This window comes from Micromonospora gifhornensis (assembly GCF_016863515.1).
Taxonomy (GTDB): Bacteria; Actinomycetota; Actinomycetes; order Mycobacteriales; family Micromonosporaceae; genus Micromonospora; species Micromonospora gifhornensis.
In genome coordinates this window covers 59,967-76,122 of the sequence record NZ_BOPA01000032.1, presented here as the reverse complement: position 1 = coordinate 76,122, position 16,156 = coordinate 59,967, and the positions used below count along the sequence as shown (strand labels likewise).

Annotated in this window: 14 protein-coding genes and 1 riboswitch; of the genes, 2 read left to right on the top strand and 12 right to left on the bottom strand. The window is 72.5% G+C overall.

Annotated elements, in window-relative coordinates:
- The 5 genes from Vgi01_RS22010 to rpe form a co-directional block, all read right to left on the bottom strand.
- Entirely contained in the window at positions 1-1,281 is a 1,281-nt protein-coding gene (locus Vgi01_RS22010; protein WP_204292217.1) for a bifunctional 3,4-dihydroxy-2-butanone-4-phosphate synthase/GTP cyclohydrolase II, read from the bottom strand.
- 109 nt (positions 1,282-1,390) lie between these two features.
- A complete protein-coding gene (locus Vgi01_RS22005) occupies positions 1,391-2,020 on the bottom strand; it encodes a riboflavin synthase (protein WP_204292216.1) in 630 nt (209 codons plus the stop codon).
- Positions 2,021-2,022: 2 nt separating this feature from the next.
- Complete coding sequence (gene ribD, locus Vgi01_RS22000) at positions 2,023-3,084, bottom strand: bifunctional diaminohydroxyphosphoribosylaminopyrimidine deaminase/5-amino-6-(5-phosphoribosylamino)uracil reductase RibD (protein ID WP_102658444.1); 1,062 nt, start codon at positions 3,082-3,084, stop codon at positions 2,023-2,025.
- 146 nt (positions 3,085-3,230) lie between these two features.
- Positions 3,231-3,403: riboswitch (FMN riboswitch) on the bottom strand.
- Positions 3,404-3,461: 58 nt separating this feature from the next.
- Positions 3,462-4,442, bottom strand: coding sequence for a GGDEF domain-containing response regulator (locus Vgi01_RS21995; RefSeq protein WP_013732795.1), 981 nt, complete (start codon positions 4,440-4,442; stop codon positions 3,462-3,464).
- A 1-nt stretch (position 4,443) separates the two neighbouring features.
- Entirely contained in the window at positions 4,444-5,124 is a 681-nt protein-coding gene (gene rpe / locus Vgi01_RS21990; RefSeq protein WP_102658445.1) for a ribulose-phosphate 3-epimerase, read from the bottom strand.
- A 249-nt stretch (positions 5,125-5,373) separates the two neighbouring features.
- Here rpe and Vgi01_RS21985 point away from each other — a divergent pair, with 249 nt between their 5' ends.
- Positions 5,374-6,261 (top strand): septum formation family protein, encoded by an 888-nt coding sequence (locus Vgi01_RS21985; protein ID WP_102658446.1) that lies wholly within the window; start codon positions 5,374-5,376, stop codon positions 6,259-6,261.
- Between the two features lie 73 nt (positions 6,262-6,334).
- Complete coding sequence (locus tag Vgi01_RS21980; protein ID WP_204292215.1) at positions 6,335-7,219, top strand: septum formation family protein; 885 nt, start codon at positions 6,335-6,337, stop codon at positions 7,217-7,219.
- Positions 7,220-7,240: 21 nt separating this feature from the next.
- Here Vgi01_RS21980 and Vgi01_RS21975 read toward each other — a convergent pair whose 3' ends face one another.
- From Vgi01_RS21975 to metK, 7 genes are all read right to left on the bottom strand, one after another.
- Positions 7,241-8,698 (bottom strand): RsmB/NOP family class I SAM-dependent RNA methyltransferase, encoded by a 1,458-nt coding sequence (locus Vgi01_RS21975; RefSeq protein WP_239089103.1) that lies wholly within the window; start codon positions 8,696-8,698, stop codon positions 7,241-7,243.
- Positions 8,653-9,579, bottom strand: coding sequence for a methionyl-tRNA formyltransferase (fmt, locus tag Vgi01_RS21970; protein ID WP_204292213.1), 927 nt, complete (start codon positions 9,577-9,579; stop codon positions 8,653-8,655). Before fmt ends, Vgi01_RS21975 begins: the two co-directional genes overlap by 46 nt.
- A gap of 5 nt (positions 9,580-9,584) precedes the next feature.
- The gene (gene def, locus Vgi01_RS21965) at positions 9,585-10,145 is read right to left on the bottom strand and encodes a peptide deformylase (RefSeq protein WP_102658449.1); all 561 of its coding nucleotides are present in this window, start codon (positions 10,143-10,145) and stop codon (positions 9,585-9,587) included.
- Between the two features lie 43 nt (positions 10,146-10,188).
- The gene (locus Vgi01_RS21960; RefSeq protein WP_204292212.1) at positions 10,189-11,457 is read right to left on the bottom strand and encodes a cytochrome P450; all 1,269 of its coding nucleotides are present in this window, start codon (positions 11,455-11,457) and stop codon (positions 10,189-10,191) included.
- A gap of 119 nt (positions 11,458-11,576) precedes the next feature.
- Positions 11,577-12,560: an AAA family ATPase gene (locus tag Vgi01_RS21955; protein WP_204292211.1), complete on the bottom strand. Its 984-nt coding sequence runs from the start codon at positions 12,558-12,560 to the stop codon at positions 11,577-11,579.
- A 312-nt stretch (positions 12,561-12,872) separates the two neighbouring features.
- Entirely contained in the window at positions 12,873-14,846 is a 1,974-nt protein-coding gene (locus Vgi01_RS21950) for a primosomal protein N' (protein ID WP_204292210.1), read from the bottom strand.
- Positions 14,847-14,911: 65 nt separating this feature from the next.
- A complete protein-coding gene (gene metK, locus Vgi01_RS21945) occupies positions 14,912-16,105 on the bottom strand; it encodes a methionine adenosyltransferase (protein WP_013732785.1) in 1,194 nt (397 codons plus the stop codon).
- Positions 16,106-16,156 lie beyond the last annotated feature (51 nt).

Genomic DNA, 16,156 nt, shown 5'->3' with positions numbered 1-16,156 from the left:
CTACGCTCCGATCTCGTTGCCAGCCACCGGACGACCCATCGGGGCCTCGGCGGTCTCGTCCACGTCGAGCAGGTGCCCCATCCGGTCCCGTTTGGTCCGCAGGTAGCGCACGTTCTCCGGGTGGGTGCGCACCGGCAGACTCTCCCGGCCGGTGACGGTGAGCCCGTAGCCCTCCAACCCGGCCCGCTTGGCGGGGTTGTTGGTGAGCAGCCGCATCGAGCGCACCCCGATGTCGTAGAGGATCTGCGCGCCGGTGCCGTAGTCCCGCGCGTCGGCGGGCAGACCGAGGTCGAGGTTCGCGTCGACCGTGTCGCGGCCCTGGTCCTGCAACTGGTACGCCTGCAGCTTGTGCAGCAGCCCGATGCCCCGCCCCTCGTGACCGCGGACGTAGAGCACCACGCCCCGCCCTTCCTTCGCCACCCGGTCCAGGGCGGCGTTGAGCTGGGGACCGCAGTCGCAGCGCACCGAGGCGAAGGCGTCTCCGGTCAGGCACTCGGAGTGCACCCGGACCAGCACGTCCCGACCGTCACCGATGTCCCCCATCACCAGGGCCACGTGCTCGGCCGAGTCAGTCTCGCTGCGGTAGCCCAGCGCCCGGAACACCCCGTGCTCGGTGGGCATCCGGGCGTCGGCGACCAGTTCGACCTGCTTCTCGATCCGACGCCGGTAGGCGATCAGGTCGGCGATGGTGATCAGGGACAGCGAATGCTCGGCGCAGAACTTCTCCAGGTCCGGCAGGCGCATCATGCTGCCGTCGTCGTTGACCAGCTCGCAGAGCACCCCGGCGGGTCGCAGACCGGCCAGCCGGGCCAGGTCGACGGCCGCCTCGGTGTGCCCGGCCCGCCGCAGCACCCCGCCCGGGCGGGCCCGCAACGGCACCACGTGCCCGGGCCGGGCCAGGTCGGCGGGCCCGGTCGACGGGTCGGCGAGCAGCCGGATGGTGTACGCCCGGTCGGCCGCCGAGATGCCGGTGCTCACCCCCTCGCGTGCATCCACCGTCACCGTGTACGCCGTCTGCCGGCGGTCCTGGTTGGTGTGGTGCATGGGCGGCAGGTCCAGCCGGTCGCACTCGTCCTCGGTCAGCGGTACGCAGATGAAGCCCGAGGTGTGCCGCACGGTGAACGCCAGCAGTTCCGGGGTGGCCAGTTCGGCGGCGAAGATCAGATCGCCCTCGTTCTCCCGGTCGGGGTCGTCGACCACGACGACCGGCCGGCCGGCGGCGATGTCGGCGAGGGCCTGTTCGATGTCGGTGAAGGGTCCCGGCTCGCTGTGCTCGGTCATGCGACGGCCTCCGCGTAGGTGGATGGAATCGGGACGGACGCCGCGGTGGTGGCCCGCGTGGTGCGCCACCGGCTGCCCTCGGCGGTGAGCGACCGGTCGAACGCGCCGGTCACGACGCCACCGGGCCGGGCACGGGCGCGTCGGTCGGGCGGGCGCCGAGCAGCCGCTCGACGTACTTGGCCAGCACGTCCATCTCCAGGTTGACCGGGTCGCCGACGGCTCGGGTGCCGAGGGTGGTCAGTGCCAGGGTGGTCGGGATCAAGCCGACGCTGAACCAGTCGTCGCCGACCTCGGCCACGGTCAGCGACACCCCGTCGATGGTGATCGAGCCCTTCTCCACCACGTACCGCGACAGCGCCACGGGCAGCCGGAACCGGACGGTCTCCCAGCGCGGTGCGGGTTCCCGCGCGAGCACCTCACCGACGCCGTCGACGTGCCCCTGCACGAGGTGACCGCCGAGGCGGCTGCCCAGCGCGGCGGCACGCTCCAGGTTGACCGGGTCCCCGGCACGCAGCGCGCCCAGCGCCGAGCGGCGCAGCGTCTCGCCCATCACGTCGGCGGTGAACACCCCGCCGTTGACGTCGACGACGGTCAGGCAGACGCCGTTGACCGCGATCGAGTCGCCGTGCCGGGCGTCGGAGGTGACCAGGGGGCCACGGACCGCGACCAGGACGGAGTCCTGCGCCGTCGGGGTCACCCCGACGACCTCACCCAACTCCTCGACGATGCCGGTGAACATGCCTAGCCCTCCCTCTTGCGGGGCAACGCGGTGATACGTAGATCGGGACCGATCTGCGTAACGTCGGTGATCTCCAAGTCGATGGCCTCGGCGATGGTGGTCACACCGGCGTCGACCAGAGCCGCCGGGCCCGCGCCGAGCAGCCGGGGGGCGAGATAGCCGACGACCCGGTCGACCAGGCCGGCGGCGAGGAACGCCCCGGCCAGCGTCGGCCCGCCCTCCAGCAGCACGGCCCGCACCCCCTTGGTGTGCAGGCCGGCCAGCAGCGCGTGCAGGTCCACCCCGCCGTCCGGGCCGGCGCCCACCTCGGCCGCGGTGGCGATCCAGGTACGGGCGGCGGCGTCGCGGACCTGGGCGTCGAGCGGGGTACGCCCGGCGGAGTCGACCACCACGCGCAACGGTTGCCGGATGGCCAGGCTGCCGTCACGCAGGTTGCGCACGGTCAGTCGCGGATCGTCGGCGAGGACCGTGCCCACCCCGACGATCACCGCGTCGACTGTCGCGCGGAGCGCGTGCACGTCCATCCGGGCCGCCTCGGACGTGATCCACATGCTGGTGCCGTCGGCCGCCGCGGAGCGACCGTCGAGCGTCGCCGCGTACTTCCAGATCACGTACGGCCAGCCCCGGCGCATCGCGGTCAGCCAGGCGACGTTGCCGTTCTCCGCTTCGGTGGCGCGTACCCCCAGGTCGACCCGGATGCCGGCGGCCCGCAGCGTCGCCGCACCCCCGGCGGCGACCGGGGTGGGGTCCGGCACCGCGATCACCACGCGCGCCACCTGCGCCTGCACCAGCGCGTTGCTGCACGGGCCGGTGCGACCGGTGTGGTCGCAGGGCTCCAGGGTGACCACCGCGGTGCCGCCCTTCGCCCGGTGCCCGGCCTGGGCCAGCGCGACGATCTCGGCGTGCGGCCCACCGGCGTACGCGTGGAAGCCCTCGCCGACCACCTCGCCGTCGGCGTCGAGCAGCACACAGCCGACCACCGGATTGGGACTGGTCGTGCCGAGCCCGCGCGCCGCGAGTTCGATCGCGCGACGCATCGCCTCGTCCACGGAGACGCTCGCCATCGCCTGACCCCTGCCCTCTCGCTGTCCAGGGCGCGGGCGGGGAGGCGACAGGGCAGGCATGCGGGCGGAATCCGGGAACGGCACAGCCGCCCCGGCAGGGAGGGTGCGCACGCCACGACACGGCGAGCACCGACCCCTTCCGATCCGCGCGCTGTCTCCCATCCGGACTGTCTGGGCGCGGACGAGCCGCACCCAACCGTCGGCCCCGGATTCTCACCAGGTCCACCGGGCGGACGAACCGCTCCCGGGTCGCGGGCTTACCACGGTCGGACCGTGGATCACCGCCGGTTCGGAATTACACCGAGTCCCGCCAGCGCGTGGTGGGTACTGAGGGAAAGTCTTACACGGCGAGTGGGTGGTTTGGCCAGAGCGGCGAGCTACTTCACATGACGCTGATTCGGATCGGAGACGCCGCGCCGACGATCCACCGCCACGTACGAACCGGGCTGGCTCTTGGCCACGCTCTTCATCTCCGAAGCGATGGTCATCGCCTCAAGTGGGCTGGTCAGACGCTTGTCGGCGTCGGAAACGCAGACCCCGATGGACAGCGTCACCAAAGCCGCTTTTCGCATGTTTCCGCGCCGGTCCTTCAGCTCCACATACCCCCGTTCGCGGTCCGTGGGGTCGTACAGCGCGTCGGCCGCCTTCTCGAAATCTGCGGAAACTCGGGACGTCAACGCCAGAACCTGATCCGGGGTACAGACGAACACGAAGTCGTCACCGCCGACGTGACCGAGGAAGGCCGGCGGCGGCGCCACCGAGACCACCGCCTGGTGCAGGGTCCGGGCCAACGCGGCGATGAAGTCGTCGCCCCGGACGAACCCGTACCGGTCGTTGACGCTCTTGAACCGGTCGATGTCGATGTACCCGACCGCGTAGTCGGTGCCGCTGCGGACCCGGTCGGCGATCTCCCGGCGGATACGGCTGTTGCCCGGCAGCCCGGTCAGCGGGGAGACCTCACGGAACTCCTTGTTGCGGCGCAGCGTCGAGGTGACCCGGGCCAGCAGTTCCAGGGTGTCGAAGGGCTTGACCAGATAGTCGTCCGCGCCCGCGCTGAGCCCGTTGACCTTGTCCTGAGTCATCCCCTTGGCGGTCAACATGATCACCGGCAGGACCGCGGTCATCGGGTCGGCCCGCAGCCGCCGGGTCAGCTCCAGACCGTCGATGCGAGGCATCATCAGGTCCACCACGGCGAGATCGGGACGCTGCCGTTCGATCAGCTCCAACGCCTCCTGACCGTCGCTGGCCAGCATGACGTCGAAACCGTGCAGCCGCAGGTTGAACTCGACGAAACGGGCGATGTCCTCGTCGTCGTCGACGACGAGGATCACGTCCCTGCGGTCACCGGCGGCCTCCACCTCACTGCCCGTCGGCCGCGCGCTCCGCCAACTGCCGCAGCCGGCGTACCGCCTCGGCCGGATCGTCGGCGCCGTAGACCGCGGTGCCCGCGACGAACGCGTCGGCACCGGCCGCCGCGGCCTGCTCGATGGTGTCGGCAGCGATCCCACCGTCGACCTCGATGCGCAGTTCCAGGTGGCCGGCGTCCCGGTGCCGGCGGACGGCGCGGACCTTGTCCAGCAGCTGCGGGATGAACCGCTGACCACCGAACCCGGCCTTGATCGTCATCACCAGCAGCGTGTCGAAGTTCGGCAGCAGGTCCAGGTACGGCTCGATCGGGGTGTCCCGGTCGATCGCCAGTCCCGCCTTGGCCCCGGCCGCACGCAGATCCTTGGCCAGCGCCACCGGATCGTCACACGCCTCGGCGTGGAAGGTGACGTTGTAGGCACCGGCGTCGGCGTAGCCGGGCGCCCACCGCTGCGGATCTTCGATCATCAGGTGGACGTCGAAGGGGATCTCGGTGGCGGCGCGCAGGCTCTGCACGACCGGCAACCCGATGGTCAGGTTCGGCACGAAGTGGTTGTCCATCACATCGACGTGCAACCAGTCCGCGGCGTTCTCGACGGCACGGACCTCTTCGGCGAGGCGGGCGAAATCAGCGGCGAGGATGCTCGGCGCGACGATCAGCGGCGGTACGGTCACGCGGCCAGTGTACGAAGGCGGCCAGCGACCGCCGGCAGCACGGCACCATCTGACGGACACCGCGTGACCCAGAGGTGACCAATGGTGCAGAATGGCACCCGCCGGAGGCGATGGCACGGTGCGCGGGTGGTCCCGACTGGCCAGACGGGGAAATCGCGGCGACACTCCATCCGGGACGGTGACGGTAACGTGCAGGCCGATTGGCACGGGAGCCGACAACCGGGCACCGGCTCCCGGAAAGGGCGGACGATGCGACGGTGGTTCGCAGCGCTGGCGTTGGCGAGCGCGGCTGCGATTGCACTGAGTGGCTGTGTACGGCAGGGCGCGACGGACGGCGACCTCACCGACGACTGGCCCGCGCTGCGCGTGCCGACGATGTTCGTCCCGGCCACCGACGCCTGCCTGCCGCGGGTCACCGCGATCGTGCAGGCGAGCACCTACGAGACGGTCGACTGCGCGCGCAACCATCTGGCCGAGGCGGTGCACGTCGGCGCGTTCACCGGACGGGCGGCCAACGGTCCGCGACCCGAGCCCGGTTCCGCGGCGCTGCGCACCGCGCGGGTCGAGTGCGACCAGCGGGCCCGGCTGGTGCTCGGCGGCGACTGGCACGTCGCCCGGCTGACCCTGAACATCGCCCTGCCGTCGGTGTCGGCCTGGAACGGCGGCGCGCGCTGGTTCCGCTGCGACCTGAGTGAGACCGACAGCATCGACAACACCCGGCCGGTCAACCGCACCGGCAGCCTGCGCGGGGCGCTGATCGGCGACTCGCCGCTGGTGCACCGCTGCTTCGACCCCAAGCTGATCGGCAACAGCCTGAACTACATGGCGCCGGTGCTGTGCACCGAGCCGCACGGCGCCGAGTTCGTCGGGGTGTACACCGAGCGGGACATGACCTGGGACGAGTTCAGCAACTCGGCCGGCCAGGCACACCGCCGTTGCATGTCGCTGATCGCCGAGTACGCGGACGTACCGAACAACTCCGACCTGCCCTACCGCGCCGGCTCGATCTTCTATCCGCCGTCGCAGCGCGAGTGGGAGGAGGGCGACCGGGGCGTGCGCTGTCTGTTGTGGAGCGACGATCGCAAGCTCACCGGCTCGATGCGGGGGGTCGGCCCGCAGGGACTCCCCGTGACGTGATCACCGTGCCGTATGCTGCCGCTGCGCGAGCCGGCGGGCGGGGCGAGCGCGGACGGCGGGAGGGCCGACGGGGATGCGACGATGGCTGACCGGAATCGCGCTGGGCACGGTGGTGACGCTGGCGCTGGCCGGCTGCACGAAGCCGGCCGGGATCGACGGCGACCTCAGCGACGACTGGGCACCGATGGCCGCGCCCGCCGTGTTCACCCCTGAGTCGCCGACGTGTCACGCCCAGCCGGAGGCGATCGGCTATGTCCGCGCGTACGCCCCGGTGGACTGCGATCAGCCGCACCGGGCCGAGACCCTGCACGTCGGTACGCTGCCCTCGGCCGACACACCGACGCCACCGGGATACGACAGCGACCCGATGCGTACCGCCTTCGCCGAGTGCGACCGTGAGGTGCGTACGGCCCTGGGGGCCGACTGGCGGAGCGGCCGGATCGGGATGAGCGTCGTCTTCCCCGCACCGGCGGCATGGACCGGCGGAGCACGCTGGTTCCGCTGCGACGTGACCGAAGACCGTGGCCTGGACGCCCCGATCCCGGTAGAACGCACAGCCAGCCTGTCCGGGGCCCTGGCCGGGCCGTCGCCGCTGCGGCATGGCTGCTTCGACGCCAAGACCAGCGACGACGAGGTCACCGAGATGGTCGCCGTGAAGTGCACGGCGCGGCACCGGGCCGAGTTCGTCGGCGTCTGGAAGGCGCCGAACAGCAGCTATCGGGCTTTCCTGGACAACGCCGAGCGGACCCATCGCAACTGCCGCAGCCTGGTCGCGAAGTTCGCCAAGGTGCCGGACGACGACAACGTCCAGTACCGCGTCGGCACCATCTTCTACCACCCCAGCGAGACCGGGTGGCACAGCGGCAACCGGGCCGTGCAGTGCTTCCTGTGGAGCGGCGAGCGCGTCCTCACCCGTTCGATGAAGGGCGCCGGCAGCCGAGCCCTGCCGATCACCTGAGGCGACCGGCCGGGCTCGGCGTCAGCCGCGGCGCAGCACGGCAAGGAACATCGCGTCGGTGCCGTGCCGATGCGGCCACAGCTGCACCGTCGGCCCGTCTCCCAGCCCCGGCATCCCCGCCGGCAACAACGGCCGGGCGTCGACGAAGTCCACCGAGGCCCCGGACCGGCGGGCCGCCTCGGTGACCGTCACATGGGTCTCCACGGTGTGCGGGGAACAGGTCACGTAGGCCACCACGCCACCCGGACGGACCGCACGGAGCCCGGCGGTGAGCAGCTCACGCTGCAACCGGGTCAACGCCGGCAGGTCCGAGGGCTGACGCCGCCACCGCGACTCCGGACGGCGGCGCAGCGACCCCAGACCGGTGCACGGGGCGTCGACCAGCACCCGGTCGAAGTGCCCCTCAGGCAGCTTCGGCTCGGCGCCGACCAGCCGCCCGTCGGTGTGCAACACGGTCACCGGCAGGCCACGGGTGGCACCCTCGACCAGACGCGCCCGATGCTCGGCCACCTCCACCGCGGTCACTCGCGCGTCGCGCTGCGCGGCGAGCGCGCCGAGCAGCCCCGCCTTGCCGCCCGGCCCGGCGCACAGGTCGAGCCAGCGTCCGTCCGGGCCGTCGATCGGCGCCACCGCCAGAGCGTTGGCGACGAGCTGGGAACCCTCGTCCTGGACGTGGGCACGCCCGTCGGCCACCGCGGGCAGGTCGCCGGGGGCACCGCCACCGAGATAGACGGCGTACGGCGAGAAGGCGCCCGGCGCGCCACCGGAGGCATCGGCGAGCTCGACCGGGTCGGCGAGACCCGGGCGGGCGCACAGGTGCACCGGCGGGCGTTCGTTGTTCTCGATCAGCAGGCGGGTGGTCTCGCCGAGGTCGCCGCCGAGCGCCTCGGAGAACGCCCTGACGATCCACTGTGGATGGCTGTGGGCGAGAGCCAGGTGACCGATCGGGTCCGTCTCCATCGACGGGGCGAGGCGCGACACCCACGCGTCCAGGTCACACGCCGCGACCTCGCGCAGCACCGCGTTGGCGAAACCGGTGGCGCCCTGACCGACCATCCGGACCAGGTCGACGGTCGAGGAGACCGCCGCGTGCGGGGGCACCCGGGTGTGCAGCAGCTGGTACGCGCCGATGCGCAGCGCGTCGCGGACCGGCGGGTCGATGCGCTGCACGTCCCGACCGGCGGCCGAGGTGAGAATCGCGTCGAGCGTGCCGGAGTGCCGCAGCGTGCCGTAGGTCAGCTCGGTGGCGAAGGCGGCATCCCGCCCGAACAGCCCCTCCTCACGCAGGATCGACGGCAGCACCAGATTGGCGTACGCGTCGTCCCGGTTGACCGCGGCGACGGCCTGGTACGCGGCGTACCGGGGGCGGTCCACCGTCGGACGCGCAGGGCGCGCGCCCCGACGGTCCGTTCCCCCGCGGGGCGCAGTGTCCCTCACGCCAGTTCCTCCCCGGCACTGACCCGGACGCCGCGCGCCCAGTCGGTCGCCGGCATGGCCCGCTTGCCTGCCGCCCGCACCTCGCCGAGGCGAATCGGGACGGTGGCCGTGCCGACCAGCACCCGCGCCTTCTCCACCTTCAGCTCCCCGGGCTTGAGGGCGTCGGCGTCCGGTGCCGCGACGACCGGTCCCAGCTTCACCCGCTCGCCTCGGAACGTCGTCCACGGCCCGGGCGCCGGGGTGCAGGCACGGATCCGACGGTCGACCGCGAAGGCGGGATCCGACCAGCGGACCCGGGCGTCCTCCACGGTCAGCTTCGGTGCCAGGGTCACCCCGTCGGCGGGCTGCGGCTCGGCGCGAGCGGTGCCGTCGGCCAGCGCGTCCAGCACCGCCACCAGCAGCCCGGCACCGGAGTGCGCCAAGCGCTCCAGCAGATCACCGGAGGTGTCGGCGGGTCGGATCTCGTCGGTGAGCGTGCCGTAGACCGGACCGGTGTCCAGCCCCTCCTCCAGCTGGAAGACGCTGGCGCCGGTGAGTTCGTCGCCGTGCAGCACCGCGTGCTGCACCGGCGCGGCACCGCGCCAGGCGGGCAGCAGCGAGAAGTGCAGGTTCACCCAGCCCAGTCGGGGAATCTCCAGCGCGGCCGGCGGCACCAGCGCGCCGTAGGCCACCACCGGCACGCAGTCCGGGGCGAGATCACGCAGCCGCTCCAGGAACTCCGGCTCACGCGGACGGGCCGGGGTGAGCACCTCGACGCCGTGCTCGTCGGCCCAGGCGCCCACCGGGGAACGGACCAGGCCACGGCCGCGACCGGCCGGCGCGTCGGGGCGGGTGACCACGGCGATCAGCTCGTGCCGGGACTCGGCCACGGCGGCGAGGGCGGGCACGGCGACGGCCGGGGTTCCGGCGAAGATCACACGCATGCCGGTCACCGCCCCAGACCGAAGGGGCTGCCGGCGGCGTGCGGACTCACCTTGACCGTGGGCGGGGCGGCGTCGTCGTACCACTCGGCCTGACGGATCGCCTTCATCGCCTCCTTGCGACCGGCCGGGTCCAGCCGGTCGATGAACAGCACGCCGTCGAGGTGGTCGGTCTCGTGCTGCACGCAGCGGGCCATCAGGCCGGTGCCGACGATCTGCAACGGGTCGCCGTAGCCGTTGAAGCCCTTGGCGATCACGTTCTGCCGACGCTTGGTGTCGAAGTACATCCCGGGGATGGACAGGCATCCCTCCGGGCCGTCCTGCTCCTCGGCGTCGGGAAACTCCAGCACCGGGTTCACCAGGTGACCCACCACGTCGTCGACGTCGAAGGTGAACACCCGCAGGCCCACACCGAGCTGCGGCGCGGCGAGACCCGCCCCGGCGCTGTCACGCATGGTGTCGGTCAGGTCGGCGATGAGCTTGCGCAGCTCCACGTCGAAATCGACAACCGGATCGGCCGGCGTGCGCAGCACCGGATCGCCGAACAGACGGATGGGCTGGACGGTCACGCGGGTTGACTCCTTAACGGGCGGGCGGTAGTGCCGTACCAGTCTACGGAGTGTCCGTGGCCGTCCCGACCGGCGCACCATGATCGGCGACCGGGGCCAGCTCACCCACGGTGACCGGCAGCGTCTCGTACCCGCGCAGGGTCAGCCGCGACCGGCGCCGGGGCGTACCCGACAACGCCAGCGCGGGCAGCCGGCGCAGCAGCCGGGTGAAGGCGACCTGCCCCTCCAGCCGGGCCAACCCGGCACCCAGGCAGTAGTGCGGGCCGGCCCCGAAGGACAACGGGCTCAGCAGCGCCCGCCACGGGTCGAAGCGGGCCGGCTCGGGGTAGCGCCGGGGATCACGGTTGGCCGCCCCGAGCAGCAGCAGCACCCAACTGCCGGCCGGCAGCAGCACCCCACCGGCGCGCAGCGTCTCGCTGCTGGTGCGGCTGGTCAGTTGGACCGGCGAGTCGTAGCGGAGCAGCTCGTCGACGTACGCCGGGGCGTGTTCCGGGTGCTGTCGCAGCACGTCGGCGGCGCGGCGATGGGCCAGCAGCACGGCCAGACCGTTGCCCAGCAGGTTGGTGGTGGTCTCGAATCCCGCGACGAGCAGGACCACGAGGTTGGCCAGCAGCTCGTCGCCGGTGAGCCGGTCACCGGCGTCGTGCGCCTGCACCAGGGCAGTGGTCAGGTCGTCGGCCGGCCTGCGTCGACGCGCCGCCACCAGCTCGGTGAAGTAGCCGACCAGCTCGGTGGCGCCGGCGTCGGCGACCACCAGGTCGTCCCAGGTGATCTCGGGTTCCAGGACGCCGGTCAGATCGGCCGCCCACCGCCGGAACAACGGACGGTCGACGGCGGGCACCCCGAGCAGCGCGCAGATCACCGCCACCGGCAGCGGATAGGCGAAGTTGGCCATGAAGTCGACGGGCCGGCCGCCACGGCCGGCCGACGCCATCGCCTCGATCAACTCGTCGGCCTGGGCGGCCACCACGTCCCGCATGGCCGCGATCCGGCGTGGGGTGAAGGCCCCGGCGGCGAGTCGGCGCATCCGGCTGTGATCCGGCGGGTTGGTCTCCAGCATCGACCGGGCGATCGTGGACAGGGCCGGGCTGTCGCGCCACTGCGGCAGCATCATGTCGCGCCACGTGTCGTCGGACACCCGCATCCGGGGGTCCCGCAGGAGCTCGTCGACCTCGGCATAGCCGGTGACCGCGTACAGGCCCGGACCGGTCTGGACCACCGGCCCGTGGGCACGCAGCCGCTCGTACGCTGGATAGGGGTCGAGGCGTCCCTCGGGCGACATGAGGGTGGCGAAGGTCTCCGCAGGGTCCATGACTGGCCTCCCCGGTGTGCCGGAAGGCTTCATCATGCCCGCCGCACGCCACCCGGCGCGCACGGCGCCGGGTGATCGATCAGCGCGCCGCCCGAATGCTCAGCACGCAGGCCGGGCGGTCAGCCGAGGCCGCCGGGCTCCCCGGCCAGCACCGCGTCCCCGGCGAGCAGGGCGTGCTCGGGCAGCGGCAGACGGATGTCGTGGGCCGCCTCCCAGTCGTGGATCAGGCTGGGGCGGGCCTGGGCGGCGAAGAAGTCGACAGCGCTCGTGGTGCCCACCACCGGCTCGTCGACCTCGGCGACCAGCCGGCCGGGCACCAGCCGGAAGCCGTTGCGCAGGGCGGCGCTGAGCCGACGGTGCCCGTTGATCACGAAGAAGTACTCGCCGGTGTAGCCCAGCTCCAACGGCTCCAACCCCGTCTCGCCGGCCTCGGCCACCTCCCCGACGTCCGTCGAGTCCCACATGCCACGCAGACCGGCGACGTCCTCGGTCGGGTAGACCCGCGCCGGGTCGAGCAGCAGCAGCGGCGGCGCGGTGCGCAGCACCTCGGGGGCGAGCCGGCCCTCGTACACCTCGATGATGCGCTCGATCACCTCGTCGGCGGGGGCCCGGGTGGTGTCGCAGACCAGGTCGTAGTTACGCAGCCTGGCCTTGTCCACGCCGTAGCGGACCAGGAACCGGCCCCGCTCGCTCTCGCTGCGTTCCCGGAGCTTGGCCTTGGCCTCCTCCAACGAGGTGTAGCTCTCCGCCGGCCCGGAGGGGCGCAGCAGCACCCGGCGGGCCGCCTCACCCGGCTCGGTGATCATGTGCACCTTGAGCGCGTCGGTGAAGAAGTGCCAGGCCAGCCGCGAGTCCATGACGAGGCTCTCACCGGAGGCGGCGATGTCGCTCTGGAGCTGGTCGACGTAGCCGTCGACGGCCTGGTCCAGCTCGGCGTGCAGATTGAGCTGGAGCGCGGTCATCTGACGCTCCTGAGCCATCTGCCGGTAGAGGTCGCCGACACTGACCCGGCGCAACCCCAACCGCTTGGCGATCTCCACCGACACGGTGCTCTTGCCGCTACCGAGGTCACCGTTGAAGACGATCGACTGACGAACGGTCACGACTGGCCCACCCCTGATAACCGGCTGATTTGGAAGCATCGATATCGCGCCGGACCGACGCGGTCGCGCCGTCCTGCGACAACCCCTACCCTTGCGCGCCTGCCGCCGCGCCGTGACCTGGAGCTGTCGTGCGCCCCGGCATGACGGGCGACTCTATCACCTTCGGTACGGCGGCCCCGAAGACACGACCACCGACGCGCGCCGTCGACACGCACGGCAATGACGGCCTCACCTTTGGCAGATAATTGCCGTGTCGACCGCCACACAAACCTGAGAACGCACGGACGGCGCGAAGGGCATGGGCGGGTGGCGTCAGAACATCGCGAGCGGGTCGACCTGCAGGCGTACCGAGTCGGCCGCCTTCCGGGCGCTGCGCACCCCGGCCGCCGCGTGCAACGCCTCGGCCAGCGCCGCCGCCCGCGCCCGGGGCACCCGGACGAGCATCCGCTCCCGGTCACCGTCGGCCGGCACCGGACCGAGCAACTGCGCCTCCTCGGGCAGGCGCGCCTGCGCCAACAGGTCGGCCACGGCATCCGGGGCACCGGTCAGGCTGGCCATCCGCACGGCCGGCGGGAAGCCGAGTTCCCGCCGCTCGGCCAACTCGCGGGCAGCGAACCAGGCGGGATCCCAGCGCAGCAGCGCCTGCACGGGGGCGAGCGCGCCGTCGGCCACCACCACGACCCGGCCCCCATCGGCGGCCGGCCGGGCCAACGCGGCGGCCGCCGCCCACCGCCGCAGCGCCTCCTCCCCCGCACGCAGGTCGGCGCGGGTGAGCAGAGCCCACGTGTCCAGCAGCAGCACCGCCCCGTAGCCACCCTCGGCGACCGGCTCGGCACCCGGGGTGGCGATCACCAGTCCGGCGCCGCCGGGAACGTCCGCCAGCACCTCCTCCCGGCCGGAGGTCCGCACCGGCACACCGGGAAAGGCCCGCCCCAGTTCCTCGGCGGTCCGTCGGGCCCCGGTGACCGAGGCCCGCAACCGCCGCCCACCGCAGTGCGGGCAGGCGTACGCGGCCGCCACCCGCCCGCACCAGCGACAGGCCGGCGTCCCACCGGCGGACGGCAGCGCCAACGGCCCGGCGCAGTGCGCACAGCGTGCCGGGGTACGACAGTCGTCGCAGGCCACCGACGGCAGGTAACCGCGGCGGGGCACCTGCACCAGCACCGGAGACTCCGCCCGCAGCGCCTCCCGGGCAGCGGTCCAGGCCAGGCTGGGCAGACGGGCGGTCGCCGCCGCCGGATCACGGGCCAACTGAGGGTCGTCACCGGTCGGCGTCACCGCCGGGGTACGGGCCCGCAGCACCTCCCGGGCCGCCACCACCTCGCGGGCCCACCCGGTCTCCACCAGCAGTTGCGCCTCGGCGGTGCGGGCGTAGCCGCCGACAAGTGCCGCGGCCTCGTCGAGCTGGGCACGGGTGAGCAACACCTCACGGGCGTGCGGGTACGGTGCCCGCGGCTCGGCGTGCAGGTCGTCGCCGTCGTCCCAGATCGCCACCAGACCCAGCCGGGCCACCGGGGCGAACATGGCGGCCCGGGTGCCGATGACCACCGGCGCATCGTGGTGGCGGGCGGTGAGGAAGGCGCGGTACCGGCGGGCCGGGCCGAGCGCGGCGGAGAGGCAGACGTGCCGGTCCGGCCCGAGGGTGGCGGTCAACGCGGCGTCCAGCCGGTCCAGGTCCCGCCCGTCGGGGACCACGACCAGCGCGCCCCGGCCGGCGGCCACGGTCGCGGCGACCGCGGTGGCGTACCTCGCCGCCCAGTCCTCGCCCGGTAACGCCGACCAGACGGCCCGGGCAGGGCGACCGTCCGCGAGGGCCCGCAGCAGCGCCGGCCCGGCCGGGTAGTCCCGCCAGCCGCCCGGCTCCACGGGTGCGACAGGTCCCTCGGACGCGACGACCTGCGGTCCGACGGAAGTAGAAGCGGGATCCGGGTCGGCGGGCGGGGTGGGCGTCGCGGTGGCGTCGGCGCGGGGAAGGAACTCCTTCTCCACCCGGGCGTGCCGGGGTGGGATCGCCAGGCGCAACACGTCGGCAAGGCTGCCGGCGTACCGGTCGGCGACCGCACGGGCCAGCCGGAGCACCTCCGGGGCGAGCACCGGCACCGGCGAGACCACCTTCTCCAGGTACGCCAGCCGGGGATGATCGGAGTGGTCGAGGCGTTCCAGCAGCCAGCCGTCGACCTGCTGGCCGGCGAAGCGCACCTTCACCCGTACGCCGGGCCGCGCGTCCTCGCCCAGCCCGTGCGCCACCAGGTAGTCGAAGGGGCGATCCAAATGGGGCAGCGGCACGTCGACGCAGACACGAGCGACCGGCGACCCGTCCTCGGGCCGCCGGTCGTCTCGCCTGGTGCCGGTCAGGCTCCCGCGGCCGACTTGAGGTCGGCGGCCCGGTCGGTGCTCTCCCAGGTCAGCTCCGGCAGTTCCCGGCCGAAGTGACCGTAGGCGGCGGTCTGCGCGTAGATCGGGCGCAGCAGGTGCAGATCCCGGATGATGGCGGCCGGACGCAGGTCGAAGACCTCGGTCACCGCCTTCTCGATCGAGGCCACCGGCACGGTCTCGGTGCCGAACGTCTCGATGAACAGGCTCACCGGGTGCGCCTTGCCGATGGCGTAGGCGACCTGCGCCTCGCACCGCTCGGCCAGGCCGGCGGCGACCACGTTCTTGGCCACCCACCGCATCGCGTACGCGGCCGAGCGGTCGACCTTCGACGGGTCCTTGCCGGAGAAGGCGCCACCGCCGTGGCGGGCGTAACCGCCGTAGGTGTCCACGATGATCTTCCGGCCGGTCAGGCCGGCGTCGCCCATCGGGCCACCGATCTCGAAGCGCCCGGTCGGGTTGACCAGCAGCCGGTAGCCGTCGGTGTCCAGGCCGAGGCTCTCCAGCTCCGGAGCGATGACGTGGTCACGCACGTCCGGCGTGAGCAGCGACTCCAGCGAGATGTCGGCGGCGTGCTGGCTGGACACGACGACGGTGTTGAGCCGTACCGGCCGCAGCCCTTCGTACTCGATGGTGACCTGGGTCTTGCCATCGGGCCGCAGGTAGGGGACGGTGCCGTCCTTGCGGACCGCGGCGAGGCGACGCGCCAGCCGGTGCGCCAGGGCGATCGGCAGCGGCATCAGCTCAGGCGTCTCGGAGCAGGCGAAGCCGAACATCATGCCCTGGTCGCCGGCGCCCTGCGCGTCGAGCGCGCTCTCCGACGCACCGGTACGCAACTCGAAGGCGTTGTCGACACCCTGGGCGATGTCCGGTGACTGGGAGCCGATGGAGACGCTGACACCGCACGAGGCGCCGTCGAAGCCCTTCTTCGACGAGTCGTAGCCGATGCCGAGGATGGTCTCCCGCACGATCGTCGGGATGTCGGCGTACGCCTTGGTGGTCACCTCGCCAGCGACATGCACCTGACCCGTGGTGATCAGGGTCTCCACCGCCACCCGGCTGTGCGGGTCCTGGCTGAGGAGGGCGTCGAGGATGCCGTCGCTGATCTGGTCGGCAATCTTGTCCGGGTGGCCTTCCGTGACCGATTCGGACGTAAATAGGCGGCGTGTCACGGCACTCCTAAGTCAGTGGATGTCGTTCGGCGGCAGTGTAGTCACCAACAG